Annotated in this window: 24 protein-coding genes; 21 read left to right on the top strand and 3 right to left on the bottom strand. The window is 62.2% G+C overall.

The genetic code is table 11. The annotated features are described in order from the left end of the window. The first annotated feature begins 86 nt into the window (after positions 1-86). Positions 87-1,217 (top strand): site-specific DNA-methyltransferase, encoded by a 1,131-nt coding sequence (locus BXY39_RS14265; protein ID WP_121939548.1) that lies wholly within the window; start codon positions 87-89, stop codon positions 1,215-1,217. A 192-nt stretch (positions 1,218-1,409) separates the two neighbouring features. Here BXY39_RS14265 and mutY read toward each other — a convergent pair whose 3' ends face one another. Beyond that, entirely contained in the window at positions 1,410-2,558 is a 1,149-nt protein-coding gene (gene mutY, locus BXY39_RS14260) for an A/G-specific adenine glycosylase (protein WP_121939547.1), read from the bottom strand. Positions 2,559-2,690: 132 nt separating this feature from the next. Here mutY and BXY39_RS14255 point away from each other — a divergent pair, with 132 nt between their 5' ends. The 13 genes from BXY39_RS14255 to BXY39_RS14195 all read left to right on the top strand — a co-directional run bounded on the left by BXY39_RS14255 (position 2,691) and on the right by BXY39_RS14195 (position 13,999). Continuing rightward, positions 2,691-3,269 carry a DUF721 domain-containing protein gene (locus tag BXY39_RS14255; RefSeq protein ID WP_170163855.1) on the top strand — a complete coding sequence of 193 codons (579 nt, stop codon included), beginning with the start codon at positions 2,691-2,693 and terminating at the stop codon, positions 3,267-3,269. 140 nt (positions 3,270-3,409) lie between these two features. Beyond that, complete coding sequence (locus BXY39_RS14250) at positions 3,410-4,111, top strand: thioredoxin domain-containing protein (protein ID WP_121939545.1); 702 nt, start codon at positions 3,410-3,412, stop codon at positions 4,109-4,111. A 185-nt stretch (positions 4,112-4,296) separates the two neighbouring features. Beyond that, positions 4,297-7,764 carry a chromosome segregation protein SMC gene (smc, locus tag BXY39_RS14245; protein ID WP_121939544.1) on the top strand — a complete coding sequence of 1,156 codons (3,468 nt, stop codon included), beginning with the start codon at positions 4,297-4,299 and terminating at the stop codon, positions 7,762-7,764. Between the two features lie 171 nt (positions 7,765-7,935). Further along, complete coding sequence (locus tag BXY39_RS14240) at positions 7,936-8,262, top strand: AtpZ/AtpI family protein (RefSeq protein ID WP_121939543.1); 327 nt, start codon at positions 7,936-7,938, stop codon at positions 8,260-8,262. Positions 8,263-8,339: 77 nt separating this feature from the next. Then, a complete protein-coding gene (locus BXY39_RS14235) occupies positions 8,340-9,095 on the top strand; it encodes a F0F1 ATP synthase subunit A (RefSeq protein WP_121939635.1) in 756 nt (251 codons plus the stop codon). An 85-nt stretch (positions 9,096-9,180) separates the two neighbouring features. Further along, a complete protein-coding gene (locus tag BXY39_RS14230; RefSeq protein WP_121939542.1) occupies positions 9,181-9,408 on the top strand; it encodes a F0F1 ATP synthase subunit C in 228 nt (75 codons plus the stop codon). 152 nt (positions 9,409-9,560) lie between these two features. Continuing rightward, positions 9,561-10,121, top strand: a complete 561-nt coding sequence (locus BXY39_RS14225; protein ID WP_121939541.1) for a F0F1 ATP synthase subunit B family protein — start codon at positions 9,561-9,563, stop codon at positions 10,119-10,121. Between the two features lie 3 nt (positions 10,122-10,124). Beyond that, positions 10,125-10,631: a F0F1 ATP synthase subunit B family protein gene (locus BXY39_RS14220; RefSeq protein WP_121939540.1), complete on the top strand. Its 507-nt coding sequence runs from the start codon at positions 10,125-10,127 to the stop codon at positions 10,629-10,631. Positions 10,632-10,780: 149 nt separating this feature from the next. Next, positions 10,781-11,710, top strand: coding sequence for a cation diffusion facilitator family transporter (locus BXY39_RS14215; protein ID WP_121939539.1), 930 nt, complete (start codon positions 10,781-10,783; stop codon positions 11,708-11,710). Continuing rightward, a complete protein-coding gene (locus BXY39_RS14210) occupies positions 11,704-12,066 on the top strand; it encodes an ArsC family reductase (RefSeq protein ID WP_121939538.1) in 363 nt (120 codons plus the stop codon). Before BXY39_RS14215 ends, BXY39_RS14210 begins: the two co-directional genes overlap by 7 nt. Positions 12,067-12,109: 43 nt before the next feature. Then, a complete protein-coding gene (locus BXY39_RS14205) occupies positions 12,110-12,919 on the top strand; it encodes a PhzF family phenazine biosynthesis protein (protein ID WP_121939634.1) in 810 nt (269 codons plus the stop codon). 160 nt (positions 12,920-13,079) lie between these two features. Further along, the gene (locus tag BXY39_RS14200; protein ID WP_121939537.1) at positions 13,080-13,472 is read left to right on the top strand and encodes a DUF6768 family protein; all 393 of its coding nucleotides are present in this window, start codon (positions 13,080-13,082) and stop codon (positions 13,470-13,472) included. Positions 13,473-13,507: 35 nt separating this feature from the next. After that, positions 13,508-13,999, top strand: coding sequence for a glutathione peroxidase (locus tag BXY39_RS14195; protein ID WP_147453590.1), 492 nt, complete (start codon positions 13,508-13,510; stop codon positions 13,997-13,999). A gap of 38 nt (positions 14,000-14,037) precedes the next feature. Here BXY39_RS14195 and BXY39_RS14190 read toward each other — a convergent pair whose 3' ends face one another. Beyond that, positions 14,038-15,594: an amidohydrolase family protein gene (locus BXY39_RS14190; protein ID WP_425458912.1), complete on the bottom strand. Its 1,557-nt coding sequence runs from the start codon at positions 15,592-15,594 to the stop codon at positions 14,038-14,040. 276 nt (positions 15,595-15,870) lie between these two features. Between BXY39_RS14190 and BXY39_RS14185 the strand changes: the two genes are divergently transcribed. The 7 genes from BXY39_RS14185 (at position 15,871) to ettA (ending at position 22,579) form a co-directional block, all read left to right on the top strand. Continuing rightward, positions 15,871-17,238, top strand: coding sequence for a sodium-dependent transporter (locus tag BXY39_RS14185; RefSeq protein ID WP_121939536.1), 1,368 nt, complete (start codon positions 15,871-15,873; stop codon positions 17,236-17,238). 50 nt (positions 17,239-17,288) lie between these two features. Beyond that, positions 17,289-18,323, top strand: a complete 1,035-nt coding sequence (locus BXY39_RS14180) for an alpha/beta fold hydrolase (protein WP_121939535.1) — start codon at positions 17,289-17,291, stop codon at positions 18,321-18,323. Between the two features lie 6 nt (positions 18,324-18,329). Then, positions 18,330-18,971: a LysE/ArgO family amino acid transporter gene (locus tag BXY39_RS14175; RefSeq protein ID WP_211332260.1), complete on the top strand. Its 642-nt coding sequence runs from the start codon at positions 18,330-18,332 to the stop codon at positions 18,969-18,971. A gap of 33 nt (positions 18,972-19,004) precedes the next feature. After that, a complete protein-coding gene (locus tag BXY39_RS14170; RefSeq protein WP_121939534.1) occupies positions 19,005-19,664 on the top strand; it encodes a glutathione S-transferase family protein in 660 nt (219 codons plus the stop codon). A gap of 26 nt (positions 19,665-19,690) precedes the next feature. After that, the gene (locus BXY39_RS14165; RefSeq protein WP_170163854.1) at positions 19,691-20,347 is read left to right on the top strand and encodes a glutathione S-transferase family protein; all 657 of its coding nucleotides are present in this window, start codon (positions 19,691-19,693) and stop codon (positions 20,345-20,347) included. Positions 20,348-20,367: 20 nt separating this feature from the next. Continuing rightward, positions 20,368-20,802, top strand: a complete 435-nt coding sequence (locus BXY39_RS14160; protein WP_121939532.1) for a GFA family protein — start codon at positions 20,368-20,370, stop codon at positions 20,800-20,802. Positions 20,803-20,908: 106 nt separating this feature from the next. Then, on the top strand, positions 20,909-22,579 hold the full coding sequence (gene ettA, locus BXY39_RS14155) for an energy-dependent translational throttle protein EttA (RefSeq protein ID WP_121939531.1): 1,671 nt from the start codon (positions 20,909-20,911) through the stop codon (positions 22,577-22,579). Positions 22,580-22,824: 245 nt separating this feature from the next. On the opposite strand, the gene BXY39_RS14150 is transcribed toward ettA, so the two are convergent. Beyond that, positions 22,825-23,646, bottom strand: coding sequence for an MlaA family lipoprotein (locus BXY39_RS14150; RefSeq protein ID WP_121939530.1), 822 nt, complete (start codon positions 23,644-23,646; stop codon positions 22,825-22,827). Positions 23,647-23,655: the final 9 nt, after the last annotated feature.

The following is a 23,655-nucleotide window of genomic DNA, read 5'->3' as shown; positions in this document are numbered from 1 at the left end:
GAATCGAGTTAGACTCATAGTCGAGTCATTGGAGAGGCTGGCAAAAGCCACTTACAAATAAAGCCTCACAGGGACGGAGCCAGACAATGAGCAAAGCGCGCAGCAAGGCCGCGGGTGCGGCCGGCGATGCGTCCAACCGGCTGAAAAACCTGCCGGTGGACCGCATTTTACAGGGTGACTGCATATCGGTTTTGAACCGTTTGCCGGAAAAGTCGGTGGATGTGGTTTTTGCCGATCCGCCTTACAATCTGCAACTGAAGGACACATTGCACCGGCCTGACAACAGCAAGGTGGACGGTGTGGACGATGCCTGGGACCAGTTTTCCAGTTTTCAGGCCTATGACCGTTTCACGCAGGACTGGCTGGACGCGGTTCGCCGTGTGCTGAAGGATACGGGTACGCTGTGGGTTATCGGCAGTTATCACAATATTTTCCGTGTCGGCCATGCCTTGCAGAATCTGGACTTCTGGATTTTGAACGACGTGATCTGGCGAAAAAGCAATCCCATGCCGAATTTTCGCGGCACGCGTTTCACCAACGCCCATGAAACCATGATCTGGGCGGCAAAATCGGCGGACGCACGGGGGTATACCTTCAATTACCACGCGCTGAAGACGATGAATGACGATGTGCAGATGCGCAGCGACTGGCTGATCCCCATCTGCGCGGGCAAAGAACGCCTGAAGGACGGCGACAAGAAGACCCATGCCACGCAAAAGCCGGAAGCGCTGTTATACCGGGTTCTGATGGCCTCCACCAAGCCGGGCGATGTGGTGCTCGATCCGTTCTTCGGGACGGGCACGACCGGGGCCGTTGCGAAAATGCTGGGCCGGCATTTCGTCGGGATCGAACGGGAAACGGCCTATATCAAGGCGGCGCAGAAACGCATTGCCGGGGTGGAGCCCCTGGACGCGGACGTCTTGAGCTATACCACAGGCAAGCGTGAAGCCCCGCGCGTTCCCTTCGGCCAGCTGGTTGAACGCGGGCTGATCCGTCCGGGTGAGGTGCTGGTCGATGGCCGTCGCCGCTATACCGCCAAGGTGCGTTCGGACGGTTCGCTCATCGCCGACCGGACAAAGGGGTCCATTCATCAGGTCGGGGCAGCGGTGCAGGGAGCGCCGGCCTGCAACGGCTGGACGTTCTGGCATGTGGAGAAGCGCGGCGAATTGATGCCCATCGATGTTTTCCGCCAGCAACTGCGCGGCGAGATTCACTGAACCCGATAGGGGCCGGGGAGGCGGGCACGCCTGCTTCCCAACCGGATTGCCGCACTGTTTGCTCCCCGTGGAGTTTCGTCGGCACGCGGGCCGGTCATGTTTTTCACACTGCCCAAGGAAACCCTTTGAAGGGGTAGGGTAGGCCCCTGACGTTTTTTAGGGTTGGTCTTCCCCTTCAACCTTCTCGGTCTTTTACGTTCCGGACCCTTTGCTGACAGCGTGAACCGCCATTTTCTTGAAAACAGTTGGCAATCCGGCCTCTTCAACATGATGGAGCGGTATCCAGAAGCCGTTCTCGATATCGGTGACGACTTTGACGGATACGACGATCACCCGTGTTTCCAGATGAAAATGGGTGAAGGTGTGGCGGGTGGTACCCGGCAGGGTCCGTGTGTTGCCTGACAGCGGCAGATGGGATTGCCAGTCATCCGCCATGTCCTGCGTGTCCGTATCGATCCACGGCGTTGAAAACAGGCCGGGCATGCCGCCGAGAAGTCCTTTCGCCGGCCGTCGTTCCAGAAGAACATGGTCCCCGCTTGTCACCCAGAAGGCTGTGCATTGGCGTGACGGTTTGGGTTTTTTGGGCTTTTTCAGGGGGAAGCGCTCTTCCTCGCCCATTGCATGGGCGCGGCAGGCGTCCCGCCATGGGCATAAAAGGCATTTCGGCGCACGCGGCGTACAGACGGTGGCGCCAAGGTCCATCATGGCCTGGGCGAAATCGCCGGGGCGTCTTGCCGCCGTATCCGGCGCGATCCGACCGGTCCGGATGCGAATGTCTGGCTTGGCGTCCGGCAGCGGGGTCTCCAGAGCGAACAGGCGGGTGATCACCCGTTCCACATTGCCGTCCACCACCGTGGCCGGAGTGTCGAAGGCGATGGCGGCGATGGCGGCGGACGTGTAATCGCCGACCCCCGGCAGGGCCTTGAGATCGGGGACAGCCGATGGAAAGTGTCCGTCATGGTCATCCGCAACCACGGCGGCACAGCGGTGCAGATTGCGGGCCCGTGCATAATAGCCGAGACCGGCCCAGGCGTTCAGCACGTCGTCACGGTCGGCGGCGGCCAGATCCCCGACCGTGGGCCACCGTTTCAGAAACCGTTCGAAATACCCCTTGACGGCGGCGACGGTGGTTTGCTGAAGCATGATTTCCGAAAGCCAGACGGCGTAAGGGTCGCTGTGTTCGCCGGGAGACGCCCGCCAGGGCAGGGTACGCCGGTGCCGGTCGTACCAGTCCAGCAAGGTCGTCCGCAGGGCGTCGGGGTCCACGGGCAGCGTCCAGTCCACAGTGTCACGGGCTTTTGCCGCGCGGCCGCGCCCCTGTTTTGTTGGCCTGTCTGTCATAATGCTGCTTGGCCTCCGGCTGGTGTCTGTGAGAGAGTGGCAAGACGGGTTTCAGGACATAGCAGTTTGCCGGCATATGGCAATGCCGTGCCTGGGACAAAAGATTGGACACTGTGCGCAAAAGGGATGTTTGTGGCGGGCAACAAGGCAAAACCGTCCATCACAGGCAAGCGCCGCCGGGCGTCGGTCAGGGCCGGGCGTGTTGCCGCCCCGTTGATTGACCGGGCGCTGCGCAGGCGTGGTTTCATCCATAATGAAGTGGTGCGCCGCTGGTCTCATATCGTCGGCACGGAACTGGCCCTCGTTACGGTACCGAACCGTTTGACCTTTCCACGGGGCGAACGGCGAGGCGCTACGCTGACGGTGCGGGTGGAGCCTGCTTTCGCCCCTTTGCTGCAACACCGGAGCCCTTTCATCATCGAGCAGGTGAATCGCTATTTCGGCTATGGGGCGGTGGAAAAACTGTCCCTCGTGCAGGGGCGAGTGGCGGGACGGCCCCGCGCGCAGGTCCGTGAAATCCCACCACTGTCCCCGCAGGCGGCCGCCCGCCTGGACCGCCTTCTGGGCGGCGGCGGGGCGGGTGACGGTGAAGCGCCTTTTGACGATAAGAACAAATCCGGTGCCGATGAAAACAGAAAAGCATTGCGCGATGTGCTTGAGCGGCTGGGGCGGGCGGTTTATGCCGATAGCCGGACGGACACGGAACAATGAAGCGGCAGACAGGACAGGTTGTCCTGTGTGAACGGTTCAATACGAAAATGCCATTCATGGCACGGCGATGAGCAGCGCGGCGATTGACTCTTACCTATGCGTGGCGCAGGATAAACACTAGATATGGTAGATGGTGCGATATGATCCACAACAAATTCGCAAATGGCAGACTTTCTCTGTTGGCGGCCCTGACACTGCTGGCGGCTGCGTGCGGCCAGGCCGACGGCGGTACCGATGAAGCCGGGCCTGTCGCGGCTGGGACGGATTCCGTCGTGGCCGTATCCGCAAGCGCGCAGGATGCCGGCGCAGAGTCCAATGAAGCCGGCAGCGGCGAGGGGTTGTGGGGCGATCTCGTCTACGGGTCTGCGGATGCACCGGTGGAAATCATCGAATATGCATCCCTGACCTGTCCGCACTGCGCGACATTTGCCGCGACTGTGTTTCCCCAGCTGGAAAGCGATTACATCGCCACCGGCAAGGTCCGGTTCATTTTCCGCAATTTTGTCATGAACCGCTACGATCTGGCGGCGTCGACGGCGATGCGGTGCAGCACGATGGATGTGGGCAAGCAGTTGCTGAAAAGCTATTTCGCGCGTCAGGATGAATGGATGCGCTCGGAAGATCCCATGGGGGCGCTGGCCGGTATTGCCCGGCGTGCCGGGATCAGCCGGACCCAGTTTGACCGTTGTGTTTCCAACACGGATATGCACCAGCATCTGGTCGACATGACGCAACGTGGTCAGGAAGAGTTTGACATCACCGGTACGCCGACCCTGATCGTCGACGGGAAGACACTGAATGATTACCGTGAACTGATCGATGTGGTCGACGGTAAACTATAAGCCGTGCCTGTCCCATGACTGCGCCGCCGCACGGTGCCGGTACGGGAAAGCGCATTGCAGATAAAAGAAGACCATTGCAGGAAAACCGGGGCGGTTCGCCCATTGCGAAGGTGTAACCGAAAAGGCGCGCCGCCCGGCTCAAGGAGGCCTCAGGGCCTCCGGAGTGGGGAGGGGTAAGGGCAGGCATGCATTTCGCGCGCCTAAGACTTTCAGGCTTTAAATCCTTTGTCGATCCGACCGAGTTGCTGATCGAGCCGGGACTGACCGGCGTTGTCGGCCCGAACGGCTGCGGTAAATCCAATCTTCTGGAAGCGCTGCGGTGGGTCATGGGGGAAAACCGGGCGAAATCCCTGCGCGGTACGGGGATGGAGGATGTCATCTTCGCCGGTACCGACCGGCGGGGTGCCCGGGGACTGGCGGAAGTGACGCTTGTCCTCGACAATATCACCCGCGATGCCCCCGCCGGCTGGAATGACGAGGATCTGATCGAGGTCACGCGGCGGATCGAGCGGGACTCCGGTTCGGCCTATCGCATCAACGGACGCGATGTGCGGCAAAAAGACGTCCAGCTTCTTTTCGCGGACGCGGCCACGGGCGCCCATTCCCCCGCACTGGTCAGTCAGGGCCGTATCGGGACGCTGATCAATGCCAAGCCGCAGGACCGCCGCGCCGTGCTTGAAGAGGCCGCCGGTATCACCGGCCTTCATTCCAGAAGGCGGGAGGCGGAAAACCGCCTGCGCGGCGCGGAGGGCAATCTTGCGCGTTTGCAGGATGTGATACAGGCCATGGCGACACAGGCCGCCAGTCTGAAGCGCCAGGCCAAGCAGGCCATACGCTATCGTGAGATCAGCGGCGATATCCGCCAGGCCGAAGCCGGGCTGTTCTTCATACGCTGGAAAGTCGCGGCCGATGAAGTGGTCCTGCTGGAACGCACCCTGAAAGAGGCGACCGCGCGTGTCGGCGATGCCGCCGGCCTGGTGGCATCGGCCAGCCGTCATCAGGCCGATGCCGCCGCCGCCATTCCGGCCCTGCGGGAGGCGGCGGCGCAGACCGCGGCGGCGCGTCAGCGTCTGGCTCATGAGAAGGAAACCCTTGAAACGGAAGAGCGCCGCAGACAGGAGCGGCTGGATGACCTGAAAGCCGGCTTGGAGCAGATTGCCGCCGACCGCGTTCGCGAAGCGGACGCCGCAGAGGATGCAAGGGGCGCCCTGACGCGGCTTGGCAATGAACACGACAGACTGACCAGGGCGGACGCTGAACAGTCAGTTCATGAAGAAGAAGCCCGTCAGGCCCTGGAAACGGTTGCCGAGGCCGCGAACGCGGCCGAGCAGTCTTATGACGGTGCCGCGGAACAGGCGGCCAAGGCACGCGCCCGGCGGTCCAGCCTGGACAGTGACCGCCTGGCGGTTAACAGGCGCGCGGAACAGATCGGTCTTGAACTTGCCAAGGCGGGCGAGACCCTGTCCGCGCTGGTGGCCGGTGATGCCGCCCAGTCCGCCGTTGCCCGGGCACAGGCCGACGTGAGCGCGGCCGAGCAGGGGCTGGACAGTCTGTCCCGTGCCCTTGAGGCGGCTGAAGCCGCCACGGAACAGGCGCGCCGCACCCAGGAGAGTGCGGCGGCCCGCCATGCCGACCTGGCTGGCCGTCTGCGGTCGTTGCAGTCGGAAATCGGGTCCCTGGACGGTCTGCTTGGCCGGGATACCGGCGGGGCCGATGACGCCGTGGGCAAGGATGTGCATGCCGAACCCGGATATGAGCGGGCCGCCGGCGCCGCATTCGGTGAGGATCTCGATGCCGGTCTGACGGTGGACGGCGACCATTTCTGGCAGATCCTGGACAGCCTGCCGGCGCCCGAATGGCCCGGGACGGTTGTTCCCCTGTCCGGTCATGTCACTGTCCCAAAGGCGTTGAGCCGCCGCTTAGCGTTCTGCGGCCTGGTGAAAAACGGTGACGGTGCGGACATTGTTGCCGCCCTGCCGCCGGGCGCGCAACTGGTTTCCAAACAGGGTGCCTTGTGGCGTTGGGACGGTTATGTCCGGCAGGCCGGCGCCCCGTCCGCCGCGACGGTCCGCATGGAACAGCGTAACCGGCTGGACGGCCTGAAACGCGATGCGGAAACACTGTCGTCCCAGGTGGAAGACAGCAAGAAAGCCATGACTATGGCCGAAGACGGGCTGTCCCATGCGCGGCAGGCGGAAACGGCCCAGCGGACCGCCCGCCGTGACGCCGAAAGCGCGCTGAGTACGGCCCGCCGTTTTTTGGCTGAGGCCGAGCAGGAAGCCGCCAGACGGGAAAGCCGTGTGACGACGTTGCGGGACGGTATTGCCCGCCTTGAGGCGGACGCGGCGGAGACCGGGGCGCGCCTGTCCGAGATTGACGGGAAAATTGCCGCCCTGCCACCGCGTGACGCTCTGGAAGCCACCCTTGAGGAGGTGCGCGGCCGGGTGGAGGCAGCGCGGAGGGATCTGGCGGCGGCACGGGCGGCTTATGACGGATTGCGCCGGGAAAGCGTGACCCGACAAGACCGCCTGAAAGCGATTACCGAAGAGCAGCGGGCCTGGGAGCGCCGCCGCAGCCAGAGTGAAACGCAGCTTGCCGCCCTTGACGAACGCCGCGATCAGGCCGAGGCGGGAATCAAGACCCTGACGCAGGGACCGGCCGATATGACGGCACGCCGCGATGCGCTGTTGACCGCACTGGCCGAGGCGGAAGACCGTCAGAAGGACAGTGCCGACAAGCTGGCCCGCGCGGAAGAAACGGTCCGGCAGGCCGACAGACAGCTGAAGGAGGCCGAAACCGCCCATAGCGGTGTGCGGGAAGCGCAAATCCGGGCCGAGGCCGCGGTGGAGACCGCGACCGCGCGCCGCAAGGATCTGGCCGCGCGGATCGGCGAGCGGTTTTCCTGTGCCCCCACGCAGGTGCTGGAGGCTGTCGGTCTTCCGCCGACCGGGACCGATGACGATAGCCTGCCCGATGTCAGCGTGTTCGAAAGCCGGCTGGAGAAGCTGAAGCGCGAACGGGACCGGCTGGGGGCCGTCAACCTGCGGGCCGAGGAAGAACTGAGCGAAATCGAAACCCAGATGGAGCATCTGCAAAGCGAGCGGGAAGACCTGGAAGCGGCGATCCACCGTCTGCGCGGTGCCATCGGCAGTCTGAATCGCGAAGGGCGCGAGCGGCTTCTGGCCGCCTTCGATGCCGTCAACGCGCATTTCGGGGATTTGTTCCGGACGCTGTTCGGTGGCGGCGAGGCGCATCTGAAACTGACCGAGTCCGACGACCCGCTTGAAGCCGGGCTGGAGATTTTCGCCAGCCCTCCGGGTAAACGGCTTCAGGTGTTGTCGCTGTTGTCCGGCGGCGAGCAGGCTCTGACGGCCCTGTCGCTGATTTTTGCCGTCTTCATGACGAACCCGGCCCCCATCTGTGTTCTGGATGAGGTGGATGCCCCCCTTGATGACGCCAATGTGGAACGCTTCTGCAATCTACTGGATGCCATGACCACCCGGACGGAAACCCGCTTTCTGATCGTGACACACAATGCGGTGACCATGTCGCGGATGCGTCGCCTTTTCGGGGTGACCATGGCCGAGCGCGGCGTTTCCAGCCTGGTCTCGGTCGACCTGGAGCGGGCGGCACAATTGCGGGAAGCGAGTTAATGGCTGTTGCACTTGAATAATATATAATAAAATCAATAGCTTAGACTGTTTCTAAAGCGTCTTGACACTGTTTGGGGCAGTCTCTATGGTGCAACCGCCTTTTGGCGGAGCCCATGGGGTTGAGTGGGATATCTGCAGGGATGAGAAAGGGCTTGGCAAGCGCTGCCGCATATGACCGGCGATAATCAGGAAGATCGCCGCGATTTCGATCAGCGTCTGGCCGCGGCACGGGCGAAAGTCCATAAGCCTGACAGTGAGCATGCGACGCCGTCGCCGCTTGGTCAGGCGATGCGCATGGGGCTGGATCTGGTCGTCGGTGTTGCCGTTGGCGGTCTTTTCGGGTACATGGCCGACGATCTGTTCGGTACGCGTCCTTTCCTGCTGATCCTGCTTCTCTTCCTTGGTTTCGGGGCCGGTATACGCAATGTGGTCCGTACGGCGCAGAGCATGCAGGCCGATCTTGACGATACCAAAGGCGAACAAGACAAGACGCCATGACCGGGCCTGCCCGGATGGTTTCATAATGTGAACCGGCCTGTGACGGGGCGGTGGAATTTCGGGAAGAGGCCAACGTCGTGGCAGAGCAGCACAGCCCCCTTGAGCAGTTCGAGATCAAAACCCTGGCACCGATCGATATTGCCGGTATAGACGCCTCTTTCACCAACAGCGCCCTGTGGATGCTGATCGTTGTGGGGGCGATGTCCTTCTTCATGATCGGCGGTATGCGCCGCGCGGCGCTTGTGCCGGGTCGCTGGCAGACAGCGGTGGAGATGGCCTATGAGTTCGTCGCCGGTATGGTCCGCGACAATGTGGGCAAGGACGGCAAGGCTTATTTCCCCTTTATCTTTACCCTTTTCATGTTTGTGCTGGGTGCCAATATCGCCGGCATGATCCCTTACAGCTTCACGGTGACAAGTCATATCGCCGTGACACTGGCCATGGCGCTGGTCGTTTTCATTGGCGTGACATTGCTGGGCATTGTCAAGCACGGCTTTGGCTTTCTGAAGCTGTTCGTGCCGTCGGGCGTGCCCGTGCCGCTGTACATCATCATCGTGCCGATCGAGGTGATCAGCTATTTCACCCGGCCTGTCAGTCTGTCAGTGCGTCTGTTCGCCAATATGATGGCAGGGCATATCATGCTGAAGGTTTTTGCCGGTTTTGTCGTCTCTCTCGGTCTTGCGGGCGGTATTATCGCGCCGATGGCTGTTTTGCCGTTTGCCTTCAATATCTTTTTGACCGCTCTCGAACTTCTGGTGGCCTTCCTGCAGGCTTATGTATTCGCGATCCTGTCCTGTATCTACCTGCATGATGCGTTACATCCTGCGCACTAGGGAAATCTGATCGCCTGTTCATGCGGGCAGGCGATGCCGCTTTGAAAACCACTCTTTGCTTACACTTCAGTTAAAGGAATGAAAAATGGACGTTGAAGCTGCAAAAATGATCGGTGCCGGTATTGCCACTCTGGCGCTGGCCGGTGTGGGTATCGGTCTTGGCCATATCTTCGGCAACTTTCTGGCCGGTGCCCTGCGCAACCCGTCAGCCGCGCCGAAAGTGTTCGGCAACCTGCTGCTGGGCTTTGCCCTGACCGAAGCCCTCGGCATTTTTGCCCTGCTGATCGCAATCCTGCTGCTGTTCGTCGTTTAAGACGGACGGGGCCGATTGCGCATGCTGATCCGGCGGCGGTTCGCCATGCCGGATCAGCCGATTGCTTTCCGTCCTGTGTCCGGCCCGGCCCATATGCCGGCCGGTGCGGTGGCGGAAAAATCTGAGATTTGGTAAAGGCGAGGCGCGGTTCCATGGCCGATACGCAAGAAACCTTATACAGCGAGGTAAGCCACCCTGCTGAACAGTCAGGCGGATTGCCGCAGTTCGATGCGACGACATTCGAGCCGCAGCTTGTCTGGCTTCTGATCAGTTTCGTGCTGCTGTATCTGATCGTATCCCGGATGGTGCTGCCGGGTCTCAACCGGGTTCTGTCCGACCGCGAGGAACGTATCGCCGACGATCTGGACACGGCGGAGCGTCTGGGCGGTGAAGCGGAGTCCGTGCGTGCGGCGTATGAAAAAACACTGACCGACGCACGGATAGAAGCGCAGAATCTTTTGCAAGGCGCCAAGGATCGTGCCCGTCAGCAATTTGAAAAGGCGCAGGGCGATCTGGACGAAAAGCTGAACGCCCAGGCGGCCGATGCCGAGAAGCGAATCGCAAAGGCACAGGACAGTGCCCTTGCCGGACTGGATGACATGGCGCGGGACGTTGCGACCGCCATGGTCGATCATCTGGCCGGTCTGCAAGTGGATGAAGCCGCTGTCACCAAGGCGGTCACGCAAGCCCGCAACAAAACCGAGGGAGCCTGAATTATGGCCAGTGGCGGCGAACCCTTTTACATGGACCCCACATTCTGGGTGGCCGGGTCCTTTGCCGCATTCGTCGGGATCGGTTTGTGGCAACGCGTTCACAAAAATATCGCGGCCATGCTGGATGCCCGTGCGGAAGCGATTTCCAAACAATTGACGGAAGCCCGGTCCCTGCGCGAGGAGGCGGAGAAGTCCCTGAGCGATGCCCAGGCCCGCCAACGCGAGACCCAGCGGGAAGCGGACAATATCGTCGCCCAGGCGAAGGAAGACGCCGACCTTATGGTGGCCGCGACCAAGGAGCAGATCGCGTCCCTGATCGAGCGCCGCACCAAAGCGGCCGAGGACAAGATCGCCCAGGCCGAGGCCCATGCCCTGAAGCAGGTTCGGGCAGCCGCCGTCGATGTGGCGGTCAGCGCGGCCGAGAGTGTCCTGAGCGACAAATTGAAAGGCCGCGACGGGTCGGCCCTTATCACCAAATCCATCGGGGATGTTGAAGGTAAGCTGCATTAACGGCAATCCCGCCGGTGTATTGAAGACCGTCTTGATCGAAGGGCGCGCGGAAAACTTGAGCCGCGCGCCTTTTGTTTTCTAGACTGCCTTGTGAAACAAGCCGCTGCACCAAGACAGGGCCGTTTCCACATGAAATTCGGGGCTGAGATATGGCAAGAGAGGCAGACGACAGACTTGTGCGGCTGGCGACCGCCGCGTCGGTTGGTGTCGCCCTATCGCTGCTGTCGGCGAAGGCCGCCGTATGGTGGCTGTCCGGATCGGTTTCCATGCTGGGGTCCGTGGCGGATTCCGGACTTGACCTGGCGGCTTCGCTGGTCACTTTGTTCGCCGTCCGGGCGGCCATCAGGCCGGCTGACAGGACCCACCGCTTCGGACATGGCAAGGCGGAAGCGCTGGCGGCCCTGTTTCAGGCAACGCTGATGACGGGGTCCGCCCTGTTTCTGTTGCTGGAGGCGGTGCGCCATCTGATGGCGCCAGAACCCATTGTCCGGTCGGCCCTGGTCCTGGCGGTTTCGGCAACGGCGATTGCTCTCACACTCGGCCTTGTGAGCTTTCAGAACCATGTGGTCGCCAAGACCCGTTCTCTCGCCATCAAGGGCGATGCGTTGCATTACAAGGGGGACCTGGCACTGAATCTGGGTGTGATCGCGGCAGCACTTGCCAGCACGGCGGGCCTTGCCACGGCGGACGGTCTGGCCGGTCTTGGGATCACGGCCTATATTTTGCGCGGTGCCTGGAGAGCGGGGCGGCCGGCCATTGATCAGATCATGGACCGGGAACTGCCGGACGACGAGAGGGAACGGATTTTCAACCTTGTCATGGGCAACCGCGATGTCGCGGGGCTGCACAAGCTGCGCACGCGCGCTGCCGGGCGCGACCGCTTTATCGAGATGCATATCGAAGTGGACGGCGGGCTCAGCCTGGATGCGGCCCATCTGATCGCGGAAGAAATTGAAGCAACCTTAAGTGAAGCGTTTCCCGGCGCCGACGTTATCATCCATGTGGACCCCTTGCGGGCGCAATCGGATATACTGACGGCCCGGGAGCTGGATATGAGGAAGGATAAAGGTCCATGCTGACCATTTACGGCATTGCCAATTGCGACACGGTGCGGGCCGCGCGTGCCTGGCTGAAGGAACGAAATATCGCGCACAGATTTCATGATTACCGAAAAGAGGGCTTGAGCGCGGAGAAGTTTGACGCTTTTATGACGGCACTTGGATGGGAAGTCCTCCTGAATAAAAGGGGGACGACGTGGCGGCAGCTCGATGACGAGGATAAATCCGGTCTTGATCCGGCGCGGGCGGCAGCATTGATGCTGGCGCATGTGGCGCTGATCAAACGTCCGGTGTGGGAAAAAGACGGGGATTACAGGCTGGGCTTCGCGGCAAAGGACCGTGACGCTCTTGCCGGGTGGCTCAACACGGCGGAGTGACGGGAAGACCCGCCTTCCGAATGGGTAGCGGAACGGTATCTTGGTGGAAATCGCGCTTTTTCAGATCGATGCCTTCACAGGCCACGCGTTCGGCGGCAATCCGGCGGCGGTCTGCCCATTGCCGTATTTCCTTCAGGACGACATCATGCAGGCGATCGCGCGGGAAAATAACCTGTCGGAAACCGCCTATGTCGTTCCCACGGCGCAAGGAGAAGCGGATTTCGACCTGCGCTGGTTTACCCCGACGGTGGAAGTCGACCTGTGCGGTCATGCCACCCTGGCGGCGGCCAAGGTCATTTTCAGCCATATCCGACCCGATCTTGAGGTCATCCGCTTCAGCACCCGGTCGGGCCTGCTGACCGTGACACGTGACGGCGACATGCTGGCGATGGATTTCCCGATGGTGACGCCGCAGGAGGTCACGCCGCCCGAGAGTTTGACGCATGCTTTCGACCATCCGCCCGACACGGTGCTGGCGGGTTTGCGCGACCTGTTGATTGTGTTTCCGGAACAGCGGGTCATCGAGACACTGGCGCCCGACATGGCGGCATTGTGCAAAGCCGCGCCGTGGGGGTTTATCTGCACGGCACCGGGCAGTGACGGTGAAACGGATTTCGTGACCCGCTGTTTCTACCCCAATCACGGTATTCACGAGGACCCCGTGACCGGTTCGGCCTATTGTGTCGCAGCGCCCTATTGGGCCGCAAGGCTTGGAAAGCGGGCCATGAAGGCACGTCAGCTGTCAGCCCGTGGCGGCGACCTGTGGCTTGAGGTGGGGTCTGAGCGGCTGATCATCAAAGGCCAGGCGCTGGAGGTCATGCGGGGCAGCCTGATGCTGCCCCATATTGCCTGAGAGCGTACCGGCTGCTGCCTTGCGGTGCCCCTGTCCCGATGTTCAAGACCGGTTCCCGGGTATGATCTGTCATATCTACGGGCCGTGGTTTCCGGCCGGTGCCAGGGTATGGTTCAGGGTATAGTGATGCGGTTTGACGCAGATGAGGGGGGACGGATCAATGACCAACGGGCACATGAGCGGGCTGTCGGCGCGTATGCGCAGCGCCCTGGATACCGACGCTGAAACCCTGCGGGCGCAATTGCCGGGCGAGGCCAGCATGATATCCATGCTGCTCAGCGCGTTCCGCAGCGGCATGCGGCCCTGGGCCATGCTGGTCTGGGTGGAGATGCTGGTTGTCAGCATCGTGTTTTTCTGGACGGCGTATGAATTTTGCGTCGCGGGACCGGAGGGGCGTATTTTCTGGGGAGCATGGATGTTGCTGTCCGCCCTGGCGCTGGCGGTCCAGAAATTGTGGTTTTACATGGAGGCGAGCCGTGCCTCGGTCATGCGGGAAGTGAAACGGTTGGAGCTTGCCATTCTTGAAGCGGCCTCTACAGTGGATCAAGACTGACCAGTCCAGTAAATCCCGGTATTGGAGAGCCAGCGATGAATGATACAGCAGGGTCCGTTTACGATTTTACCATGCCGCGCCTGAACGGTGCCGAGCAGCCGCTTGCCGATTATCGGGGTAAAGTTCTGCTGATTGTCAACACGGCTTCCTTCTGCGGGTTTACGCCCCAATTCGAAGGGCTGGAAGCCCTGTACCGTGACCTGCATGACAAGGGGCTGGAAATCCTGGGCTTTCCCTGCAACCAGTTCGGCAAGCAGGACCCAAAATCCGATGAGGAAATCGGCGAGTTCTGTCAGTTGAATTACGGCGTCAGTTTCCCGATGTTCTCCAAGATCGAGGTCAATGGCGACGGGGCGGCGCCGCTTTACAGGTTCCTGAAATCGGAAAAGTCCGGTGTGCTGGGGACCAAGGCGATCAAATGGAATTTCACCAAGTTTCTGGTTGACCGCGAGGGCAGTGTTGTTGACCGTTTCGGTCCCAATGACACGCCCGAGAAAATCCGCAGTCATATCGAAGCGCTTTTGTAGCGGCGGGCCGGGCCGCCGCTAAGAAACGGGGATGGACTTCAGTCCGTGTTTTGCCCGGCGGCTTCGGCCTCGGCCGCGCGGGAGTCGCGCACCATTTTGCGGACGTCGTCGCGCAATTTCACCGCGTCATAGACAATGCCGTCCTTGACGGTGTAGCGGACGCCGCCGATCCGCTCCACCGTGTTGGTTTCGGGGTTCAGATACATGTGGCCGGTGCCGTACAGGACCTTGAAGTTGGCAATCGGGTTTTCGTCCACAATGACCAGATCGGCAATCTTGCCTGGTTCGACCGACCCGAGGTCGCGGTCCCGGCCGATCAGTTCCGCGCCGTTCAGGGTGGCCGATTTTATCACTTCAAGCGGATGGAAACCGGCTTCCTGCAGCAGCTCCAGCTCGCGGATATAGCCGAAACCGAAGAGCTTGAAGATAAAGCCTGAATCAGAGCCCGCGGTGACCCGTCCGCCACGGTTCTTGTAGTCGTTCACGAATTCCATCCAGCGTCTGTAATTGTATTTCCAGTCAATCTCGTGCCGGGTTGTCCAGTTGAAATGGTAGGAGCCGTGGAGGATCCTGTTCGGCTGGAAAAAGCGCCACATGGAGGGATAGGTGTAGTCGTCGTGCCAGTCGGCGCGGCGGGCCCGCATGACGTCGCGGTTGGCTTCATAAATGGTGAAGGTGGGATCGATGGTGAAATCCAGGGCTAGCAGCTCGTCCATCACCGCATTCCATTTTTCCGACCCCGGCTGTGCCGCCTGGCGCCACAGCCGCCCGGCTTCGCCGAAACGGTCCTGCTCGTTCTGGTAATTGTAATCGTCGGGATAGTCCTGAACCTGACGGTCCTCGAACAGGGCTTCGGGCAGGCCGTACCAGTGTTCCATGGAGTTGAGGCCCCAGCGGGCACTGGTCAGGACGTTGACCCGCGTGACCGACAGTTGGGCATGGTGAAAGGCGGTTCTCAGACCCTGTGCCTTTGCCTCGTCGAAGGCGGCTTCCAGGACCACTGGTTTGCCGCCGAAAAACTTGATGCCGTCGGCGCCGCGTTTTTTCAGGCCGCGTACCCATTTGCGGGCATCATCGGCTGTTTTCATGCTGGTGGGAAAGGCGCAGTAAGGATACAGACGCGGGGCCGTGATCTCATTGGCCGCGGACTTGCGGGCATGGCGGATGGTGTAGTCCGCCCCCAGACCGCAGGAGACTTCGCGGCTGGAGGTGATGCCATGGCCCATCCACAATTTGAAGATATAGTCCATCGGCGGCATTTCGCCCGTCAGTCCCCACAGGGCATTGCCGATATGGGCGTGCGCGTCGACAAAACCGGGCAGGACATAGGAACCGTGGGCGTCGATCTCATGATCGCCGGGCACTGGGCGCAGGCGGTCGTCTATGGGGGCGCCGGGGTTGCCGACAAGACGGACCTCGGCGATGCGGTTGCCTTCGATCACGATGTCGGCGGGGCCGGCGGGGGGCGCGCCGGTGCCGTCGATCAATGTGGCCCCACGGATGATCAGACGTTTGTACGGCCCCCGGCTTTCGGCCGAGCTGCGGGGGGCGGCCTCGCGCGGGAAGTCAAGGCCAAGGCGCCGGATGTTCGCCATGCCTTCGTCGCCGGGGCGCATGTCCTGTGCGCCGGCGGCTGGGACGATGACCAGACCCGCCGCCAGGCTGGCGGCCACGGCAAGGCCCGTGGTCCGTAAAACGGTTTTCAGCATCGTGTCCCCCCAGTATTGCGAAGTCCGAGTGTTGCGAAATCTCGTTCAAATATTGCGCGCAGTGTGCGGTAGGGCCGCGCGGCTGACAAGGGTGGAGAAATCTGCCAAGGTTCCGGGCCAGGGCCTGAAAAATCGCATCGCCAACGCAGTCATGGAGACCCCTTGAGCCAACGACCCGACCGTTTTTCCAGCCGGCTGGCTTTTGTGCTGGTGACCGCAGGGGCGGCTGTCGGCCTCGGCAATGTGTGGGGTTTTCCCTATATTGCCGGTAAAAACGGCGGTGCCGGCTTTGTGTTCGTCTATCTTCTGGCGCTGGGTTTTGTAGCCGCGCCCATTTTCATGGCCGAACTGCTGCTGGGCCGGGCAGGGCGCGGCAGTCCGCCGATGGCGCTGGCCCGTCTGCAGGCTCATCTGGGCACCGGCGGCCCGCGCTGGGCCATTGTCGGCTGGGTCGGTATCGCGGCGACGGTGCTGATCCTCAGCTATTACAGCGTCATTGCCGGGCAGGCGCTGGCCTATGCGCTGGCCGCTGTCGGTGGGGCCTTTTCCGGCTGGGCGCCGGACAGGGTGGTGGCGTATGAGGCCGCGTTCAAGGCCGATGTGGGGCGCATGGCGCTGTGGACGGGGCTGTTTACCGGGCTGAGCGTTGTCATCATTGCCGCCGATATCCGTGCCGGTCTGGAGCGGACGGCCAAGGTCCTCATGCCGCTGCTGTTCGTGCTGCTGGCGGTGCTGGCGGTTTATGCCGGCACGGTCGGAGACTTCAGCGCCGCCGTCGATTTCCTGTTCGGGGTGCGGACCGCTGACTGGACCGCCCATATGCTGTTCGAGGCGGTCGGACAGGCCTTTTTCACCGTTTCCGTCGGCATCGGCGGCATTATGATTTTCGGGGCCTATATGGGGGACGAGGTCAGGTTGCCCAATGCGACGTTGTGGATCGTGCTGATGGATCTGGCTGTCGCCATTCTGGCCGGCCTGGCGATTTTTCCACTGGTTTTCGCGGCACCGGATATCGACCCGGCGGCCGGACCCGGCCTTGTCTATATCACGCTGCCGACCCTGTTCGCGCGGTTGCCCATGGGCTCGGCGGTGGCGGCGCTGTTTTTCGTTCTGCTCGGTGTGGCGGCCCTGACCAGTGCCATTGCACTGATGGCGCCGGGGGTCGCCCGGTTGCAGGAAGCGGGCCTTAAGCGTCCCACCGGGGCCGTCCTTCTCGGCCTTACGGTTTTCGGCTTGTCTTTCTTGACCATGCTGTCCTTTGCCGGCTGGCGGACGGTGTATCCGCTGGCCGGTCTGGGCTTTGACGGTATGACGTTTTTCGATCTGATCCGGGAGGGGGTGAATAATTTCGTTCTGCCCTTCGGCGGGCTGTCCTTTGCCCTGATCGTCGGCTGGGCCATGCCGGCCCTGCGGGTGCGGCAAAGCCTGCCGATGGCGGAGGGGTGGCGTTTCCGGGTCTGGTACGGAACGCTGCGTTATCTCGTGCCGGTCGTGACCGGTCTTCTTTTCCTTGCAGCCTTGGTTCCCTGACGCCATGCTGTGCCACCATTCATCACGGACCGCGGCAGGGGGAGGACGGCATGTCGGATCAGTGGGCGACCGGGTGGCAGACCCCTGACAGAATCAGCGCGAACGGTATCACCCTGGCGGTTTACAAAAGCGGACCGGCGCCGGCGGCGACGGACAAGCCGGCGGTGATTTTCCTGCACGGGTTTCCGGAACTGGCCTATTCCTGGCGGGCGCAGATGGCGGCTCTCGGCGCCGAGGGATATCCCTGTCTGGCGCCGGACATGCGGGGGTACGGCGCGTCCGACAAGCCGGAAGGTCGCGATGCCTACGGCATGGATGTGCTGACGGCTGATGTCACGGGTATCCTGGACCATTACGGGATCGAAAGGGCTGTCGCCGTCGGTCATGACTGGGGCGCCATCGTTCTTTGGGCCCTGCCTTTTTACGCGGGCGACCGTTTTCTCGGCTATGCCGGCCTGAACCTGCCGTTGCTGCCGCACTATCCCATGGACCCGGTGACCCTGATTCGCCAAAGCCGGGGCGCGCACAACTATATCGTCCAGTTTCAGGAAGAGGGACGCTGCGAACCGGTGCTGGGCGCGGACCCGATGCGGACCATGCGGTTTTTCATGCGTCGCCCGAACAAGGCGACCATCGACAAGGAAGCGGCCAGGGCGGAAAAGGAAGACGTGCCTTTCGAGGAGGAAAGCCTTGACCTGATCGGCTTGCTGAAACTGGATGACAGCCGCTGGGGCGGCGCCCCGCTGATGGAGGACGACGACCTGCGCGTCTATGCCGATGCGTTTGGCGCAGGGGGCTTTACCGCGCCGCTGCACTGGTACCGCAATCTGACGGAAAACTGGCGGAAACAGGCGCGCTTTGTCGACGCGGACGGGCACTTGCCGCGTGTGCCCCGGCCCTGTCTCATGATCACGGCGGAACTGGACCGCGCCTGCCCGCCGCATCTTGCCGACGGCATGGAGGAACGCTGCCATTCCTATCGCCGTATCGATCTGGCCGGGTGCGGCCACTGGAGCCAGCAGGAACGCGCGACCGAGGTCAATGACGCCCTTCTGGACTGGCTGGCCGATGAAATCACCGGATAGACCCGCGTGAGCGTGTCCGTCCTGGTCGAAGGGTTTCTGGTGTCTTTCGGGCTGATCGTCGCGATCGGGCCGCAGAATGCCTATGTCCTGCGCCAGGGGCTGAAGCGCCGCTTCGTCGCACAGGTGGCCACGGTGTGCTTTCTGTCCGATTTCACACTGATCACGCTGGGGGTCATGGGGGTCGGGCGCTTTGTCGCCGAGAACGGCCTGCTGTCGCAGATTGTCGGGTGGGGCGGCGTCGCCTTTCTGACCTGGTTCGCGCTGCATACGCTGTCAAACGCGCTGAGGCCCGGCGTCATCGATTCCGCGACGATGGAGGCCGCCGCCGGTCCGGCCCGTGGCGGCGGGCGGCGCACCGTACTGCTGCACGCACTGGCCTTCACCTGGCTGAACCCGCATGTCTATCTGGACACGCTGGTCCTGATCGGCGGGGTCAGCGTGAAATTCACCCAGGATATGGACAGGCTGGCCTTTGTCGCCGGTGCGGGCGCGGCCTCGGCCCTGTGGTTTTACGGGCTGGCCTTCGGTGCCGCCAGGGCCGCCCCCCTGTTCCGCCGGCGCATTGTCTGGCGTTTGCTTGATCTTTTCATTTTTATGATCATGGCCGGGGTTGCCATTGCGCTTGCCCGTCATCAACTTGGGTATTGAACGGGTTTGATTGTCAGGAGAGAGGGAGATCCCATGAAGTTGTTCGGCGCACATCTGTCACCATTTTACGAGCGGGCCGTCATTGTCCTGGATATCAAGGGCGCGCTGGACAAGGTGCGGCTGGAAATGCCGCCCGGCGGCCTGGGCTCGACCGACCATCTGGCACATACGCCGACCGGAAAAATCCCCTATCTGATGCTGGACGACGGCACGGTGCTGATCGAGGGGCAGGTGATCGCGGAATATTTCGACCGCGTGTTCGACGGCCCGTCCCTGACGCCGGAAGACCCGGTCGAGGCCGCGAAAGCCCATATGGCGGCGCGTCTCTATGACCTGTATGTGGTGCGGGCGTTTTCGCCGGTTCTGATGGCGGAGGTTTTCGGCCGCCGGGACGAGGCCGCCATTGACGACGCGGTCAAGACCGCCATTCCCAGGGCGCTGGATGAGCTGGAGCATTTTCTGCCCGGCGGGTGCAGCCGGGCGGTCGGCGACCGCTGGACGATCGCGGACGCGGCGCTGATCCCCTTCCTGTTCCAGTATGATACCTTCGTCAAGGGGTACGGTGTCGATGCCTTTGCCGGGCGGCCCAAACTGGCCGCATGGGCGGAGGCCGTCGGAAAAACCGATATCGCCGCACGCGCGCTGGAGCGCATGGGGCGGACACTGGCCATGCTGAAGGCCAGCCGAGGATAAATCTTTACACTCAAGGAGATGACACAATGATGCATTTATGCGGTTCCAGCCTGTCCCCGTTTTATGAGCGTGCGGCGCTGACGGTTTACCTGAAGGACGCGGCTTCGCAGATCAAACTGGGCGGTATGCCGTGCGACATGAAGTCGGAAGAGCATTTCGGCTACAACCCGGTGGGTAAAATCCCGTTTCTGATCCTGGACGACGGGTCCAGCCTGATCGAAAGCCAGATCATCGCCGAATATCTTGACACGGTTCTGGACGGGCCGTCCCTGCTGCCGGCCGACCCCATGGCGGCGGCGCGGGTCAAGCTGTTCTGCCGACTGGTGGACCTGTATCTCGCCCTGCCTGTGGTGGAACGGACATGGCCGAACCGGGGCTTCACCCAGGACGAAAAACTGAAGGCCGTCAATGAAGACCTGCCCAAGGCGTGGGACTATCTGGAACGCTTCATGGACGACGGCGGGTATGCCGTCGGCGACGGTCTGACGCTGGCGGACTGCGCGCTGATCCCCTTTCTGTTCCATCTGGACATGTTCACCAGCCATTTCGGTGACGCCGGCGTGGGCGACCGTCCCAGGCTGAAAGCGTGGATGGATACCGTGGGCCGTGGGGATGTGGCCGCGGAAAGTCGCGTGCGGGCGCAAAAGGGGCTGGAAATGCTGCGCGCCCAGCAGGCGTCCTGACCCCCAGAAGGCACCCGGTCATGTCAGAGCATGGGACCGAGGGCAGGGTGGTGCACAGGGGACGGTGCCTGTGCGGCACCATCGCCTTTGAGGCGGTGGGGGAGCCCAAATGGGTCGCCCACTGCCACTGCCCGTCCTGCCGCAAGGCGACCAGCGCGGCCTTTGCCACCTATGTCGGGTTTGCCGTGGGGCAGGTGCGCTTTACTCAAGGGCGGCCGCGGGCTTTCCGCTCCAGCCCCGGGGTGACGCGCAGTTTCTGCGGCGAGTGCGGCAGCCCGGTCGCCTTCGAAGGCGAGGTCTGGTCCGGTGAAATCCATTTGCATATCGGGCTGTTTGACGACCCCGTCGCCTTTCAGCCGCAGTCGCACAGCTATGTCTCGACCCGTTTGCCGTGGGCGGAAACGCGCGATGACCTGCCGGTTCACGAGCTGCTCGACACGCCCAAGCCGCGATGACGGAAACGCTTTTTCACTGCCGCTTGTGAGGCGGGCGCAAACAGGCTAACAGAAGCCGCAAACAGTCTGTGTGTTCAACGATTTCAGTCAAAGGATACGAGGTCCCATGGCCGCTTACGAATATGTCTTCCAGATGCAGAAGCTGACCAAAACCTACCCCGGCGGCAAGGAGGTTCTGAAAGGCATTTCCCTCAATTTCATGCCGGATGCGAAAATCGCCATCATCGGCCCGAACGGTGCGGGCAAATCGACGTTGATGAAAATCATGGCCGGGCTGGACACCGAATATGGCGGCGAGGCCTGGGCGGCCGAGGGCGCGCGCGTCGGCTATCTGCCGCAGGAACCGCAGCTGGACCCGTCCAAGGATGTCCTGGGCAATGCCATGGAAGGCCTGGCCCCATTACAGGCCAAGCTGGATGAGTTCAACCAGGTGGCCACGGATTACGGGATGGACCCGGACAATACCGACCTGTTGACCCGCATGGGCGAATTGCAGGAGGAAATCGACGCGGCGGACGCCTGGGATCTGCAATCCCAGGCCGAAGTGGCGATGGACGCGCTGCGCTGCCCGCCCGGGGACTGGTCCGTGGATAAGCTGTCGGGCGGGGAACGGCGGCGCGTGGCCTTGTGCAAGCTGCTTCTGGAAAAGCCCAATCTGCTGCTGCTGGACGAGCCGACCAACCATCTGGACGCGGAGACCGTCGCCTGGCTGGAACGCTTTCTCCAGAGTTATGGCGGATGCGTCATACTGGTGACCCACGACCGCTATTTCCTCGACAATGTGGTCGGCTGGGTTCTGGAACTGGACCGGGGGCAGGGCATCCCGTTCGAGGGGAATTATTCCGCCTGGCTCGAAGCCAAGGCCAAGCGCATGGCGCAGGAGGAACGGTCCGAGAAATCGCGCCAGAAGGCGATCGAGAGTGAACTGGACTGGATCCGGCAAAGCCCGAAAGCCCGGCAGGCCAAGTCCAAGGCCCGGATCAAGGCCTATGACGAACTGGTCAATGAAAACCGCGAACGCGCGGCCGGCACCGCCCAGATCAAGATCCAGCCGCCCGAACGCCTGGGCGGCAAGGTGATCGAGGCCGAGGGCCTGACCAAGGCCTTCGGCGACAAGTTGCTGTTCGACAATCTCAGCTTTTCCCTGCCGCCGGGCGGTATCGTCGGCGTGATCGGTCCCAACGGCGCCGGCAAGTCGACCCTGTTCAAGCTGATCACGGGACAGGAAACGGCGGATAACGGCAGCATCACGGTCGGCGACACCGTTCAGCTCGGCTATGTGGACCAGTCGCGCGACGCGCTGGAGGGCAACAAGACCGTCTGGGAGGAAGTGTCGGGCGGCAACGATGTTTTCTATTTCGGCAAGACCGAGATCAACACGCGCGCTTATGTGGGGGCGTTCAATTTCAAGGGGGGCGACCAGCAGAAAAAGGTCGGCCTGCTGTCGGGCGGGGAACGCAACCGGGTCCATCTGGCCAAGATGCTGAAGGAAGGCGGCAATGTGCTGCTGTTGGACGAACCGACCAACGATCTGGACGTGGAAACCCTGTCCGCGCTCGAGGAAGCGCTGGAAAGTTTCGCCGGCTGCGCCGTGGTCATCAGCCACGACCGCTTTTTCCTCGACCGTCTGGCGACCCATATCCTGGCCTTTGAGGGCGACAGCCATGTGGAATGGTTCGAAGGCAATTTCGAAGCCTATGAGGAAGACAAGAAGCGCCGTCTCGGTGCCGATGCGGACCAGCCGCATCGCATCAAGTTCCGCAAGTTCGAGCGTTAGAAGCCGCGCCTGGCACTTGTGAGCTCTGACAGCTTTGAGTTCTGGCAGCTATGAGCTATGTGGCACCCGTGAGCTTCCTGTGAACGGCCCTGCCGTTTCGTAGGCGCTGCGTGTGTCTAAAAATCCGGCCGCCCCGCATCCCTTCCGGTCTTAAGGTTCCGGCAAGGGAGCGGGGCGGCCGTTTTTTTCAGTCAGGCGTCGCGGACCCGGCTAGCAGGCTTACGGCCCGGAGAAAGTGAGACCGTTTATTCCGACGGAAGGGGATTGCTGCCGTCCTCTTCCGCCGGTGCGGGCGGGTCCTCCCAGTCTTCGTCGTCCAGGTCGTCGAAAATGTCCTCGGCGTCCTCGTCCACGATGGGTTTGCCGTCGCGGATCAGGAAGGCGCGGCGCTGCCGGTAGGCGGAGCGGGCAAAGACGTACGGGTCGTCTTCCAGATACAGCTGGTTGAGGGCGTCGTGGATGTTGTTGCGGGTGACGAGGGCGTTGACGCCGAACCAGCCCAGTTGCAGGCCCTCCACATCGGCCCGGTCTATGGCAATGAGGGCCGGGTCGCCGAAGACGCTGGCGGTGAAGCCTGTCAGGTCACGGATGCTGGATGGACCCAACAGCGGCAGAACCAGATACGGCCCCTGATCCACCCCCCAGACGGCGAGCGTCTGGCCGAAATCCTCCCGGTGATATTCAATCCCCATGGAATCGGTCGCCTTGAAAATACCGCCCAGGCCGAAAACGGTGTTCAGAAGAAACCGGCCCAGCGTCGTGCCGGCCCGGCCCGGTTTGCCCTGTAGCAGATCGTTCACGAAGGTCCAGGGTTCCGTCAGGTTTCGGGCGACATTGGAGATGCCGTCGCGCACCGGCTCGGGCACGACGGCGCGGTAGCCTTTGATGCCGGGGCGGAAAACATTCTGGTCCAGCGTCTGGTTGACGCTGAACATGGCGCGGTTGAACCCTTCATACGGGTCGGGAACCCCGGCCTGGACGCTGTCTTCCGGAACGGTGGCGCAGGCCTGCAGGAACAGCGCGCAGGCAAGGCCGGCCAGTGAAAGGCGGGAGTGCATCGATGTCATAGTCAACCC

The organism is Eilatimonas milleporae (assembly GCF_003688555.1).
Lineage (GTDB): Bacteria > Pseudomonadota > Alphaproteobacteria > Sphingomonadales > Kordiimonadaceae > Eilatimonas > Eilatimonas milleporae.
This window is presented reverse-complemented; position numbering and strand designations above follow the sequence as displayed.

Coding starts and splice junctions, on each gene's coding strand:
- BXY39_RS14225 (WP_121939541.1), top strand. CDS start 9,561: ATGGCCGATACGCAAGAAACCTTATACAGCGAGGTAAGCCACCCTGCT.
- ettA (WP_121939531.1), top strand. CDS start 20,909: ATGGCCGCTTACGAATATGTCTTCCAGATGCAGAAGCTGACCAAAACC.
- BXY39_RS14265 (WP_121939548.1), top strand. CDS start 87: ATGAGCAAAGCGCGCAGCAAGGCCGCGGGTGCGGCCGGCGATGCGTCC.
- BXY39_RS14180 (WP_121939535.1), top strand. CDS start 17,289: ATGTCGGATCAGTGGGCGACCGGGTGGCAGACCCCTGACAGAATCAGC.
- mutY (WP_121939547.1), bottom strand. CDS start 2,558: ATGACAGACAGGCCAACAAAACAGGGGCGCGGCCGCGCGGCAAAAGCC.
- BXY39_RS14200 (WP_121939537.1), top strand. CDS start 13,080: ATGACCAACGGGCACATGAGCGGGCTGTCGGCGCGTATGCGCAGCGCC.
- BXY39_RS14165 (WP_170163854.1), top strand. CDS start 19,691: ATGATGCATTTATGCGGTTCCAGCCTGTCCCCGTTTTATGAGCGTGCG.
- BXY39_RS14240 (WP_121939543.1), top strand. CDS start 7,936: ATGACCGGCGATAATCAGGAAGATCGCCGCGATTTCGATCAGCGTCTG.
- BXY39_RS14160 (WP_121939532.1), top strand. CDS start 20,368: ATGTCAGAGCATGGGACCGAGGGCAGGGTGGTGCACAGGGGACGGTGC.
- BXY39_RS14210 (WP_121939538.1), top strand. CDS start 11,704: ATGCTGACCATTTACGGCATTGCCAATTGCGACACGGTGCGGGCCGCG.
- BXY39_RS14215 (WP_121939539.1), top strand. CDS start 10,781: ATGGCAAGAGAGGCAGACGACAGACTTGTGCGGCTGGCGACCGCCGCG.
- BXY39_RS14190 (WP_425458912.1), bottom strand. CDS start 15,594: ATGGCGAACATCCGGCGCCTTGGCCTTGACTTCCCGCGCGAGGCCGCC.
- BXY39_RS14230 (WP_121939542.1), top strand. CDS start 9,181: ATGGACGTTGAAGCTGCAAAAATGATCGGTGCCGGTATTGCCACTCTG.
- smc (WP_121939544.1), top strand. CDS start 4,297: ATGCATTTCGCGCGCCTAAGACTTTCAGGCTTTAAATCCTTTGTCGAT.
- BXY39_RS14170 (WP_121939534.1), top strand. CDS start 19,005: ATGAAGTTGTTCGGCGCACATCTGTCACCATTTTACGAGCGGGCCGTC.
- BXY39_RS14250 (WP_121939545.1), top strand. CDS start 3,410: ATGATCCACAACAAATTCGCAAATGGCAGACTTTCTCTGTTGGCGGCC.
- BXY39_RS14195 (WP_147453590.1), top strand. CDS start 13,508: ATGAATGATACAGCAGGGTCCGTTTACGATTTTACCATGCCGCGCCTG.
- BXY39_RS14220 (WP_121939540.1), top strand. CDS start 10,125: ATGGCCAGTGGCGGCGAACCCTTTTACATGGACCCCACATTCTGGGTG.
- BXY39_RS14150 (WP_121939530.1), bottom strand. CDS start 23,646: ATGACATCGATGCACTCCCGCCTTTCACTGGCCGGCCTTGCCTGCGCG.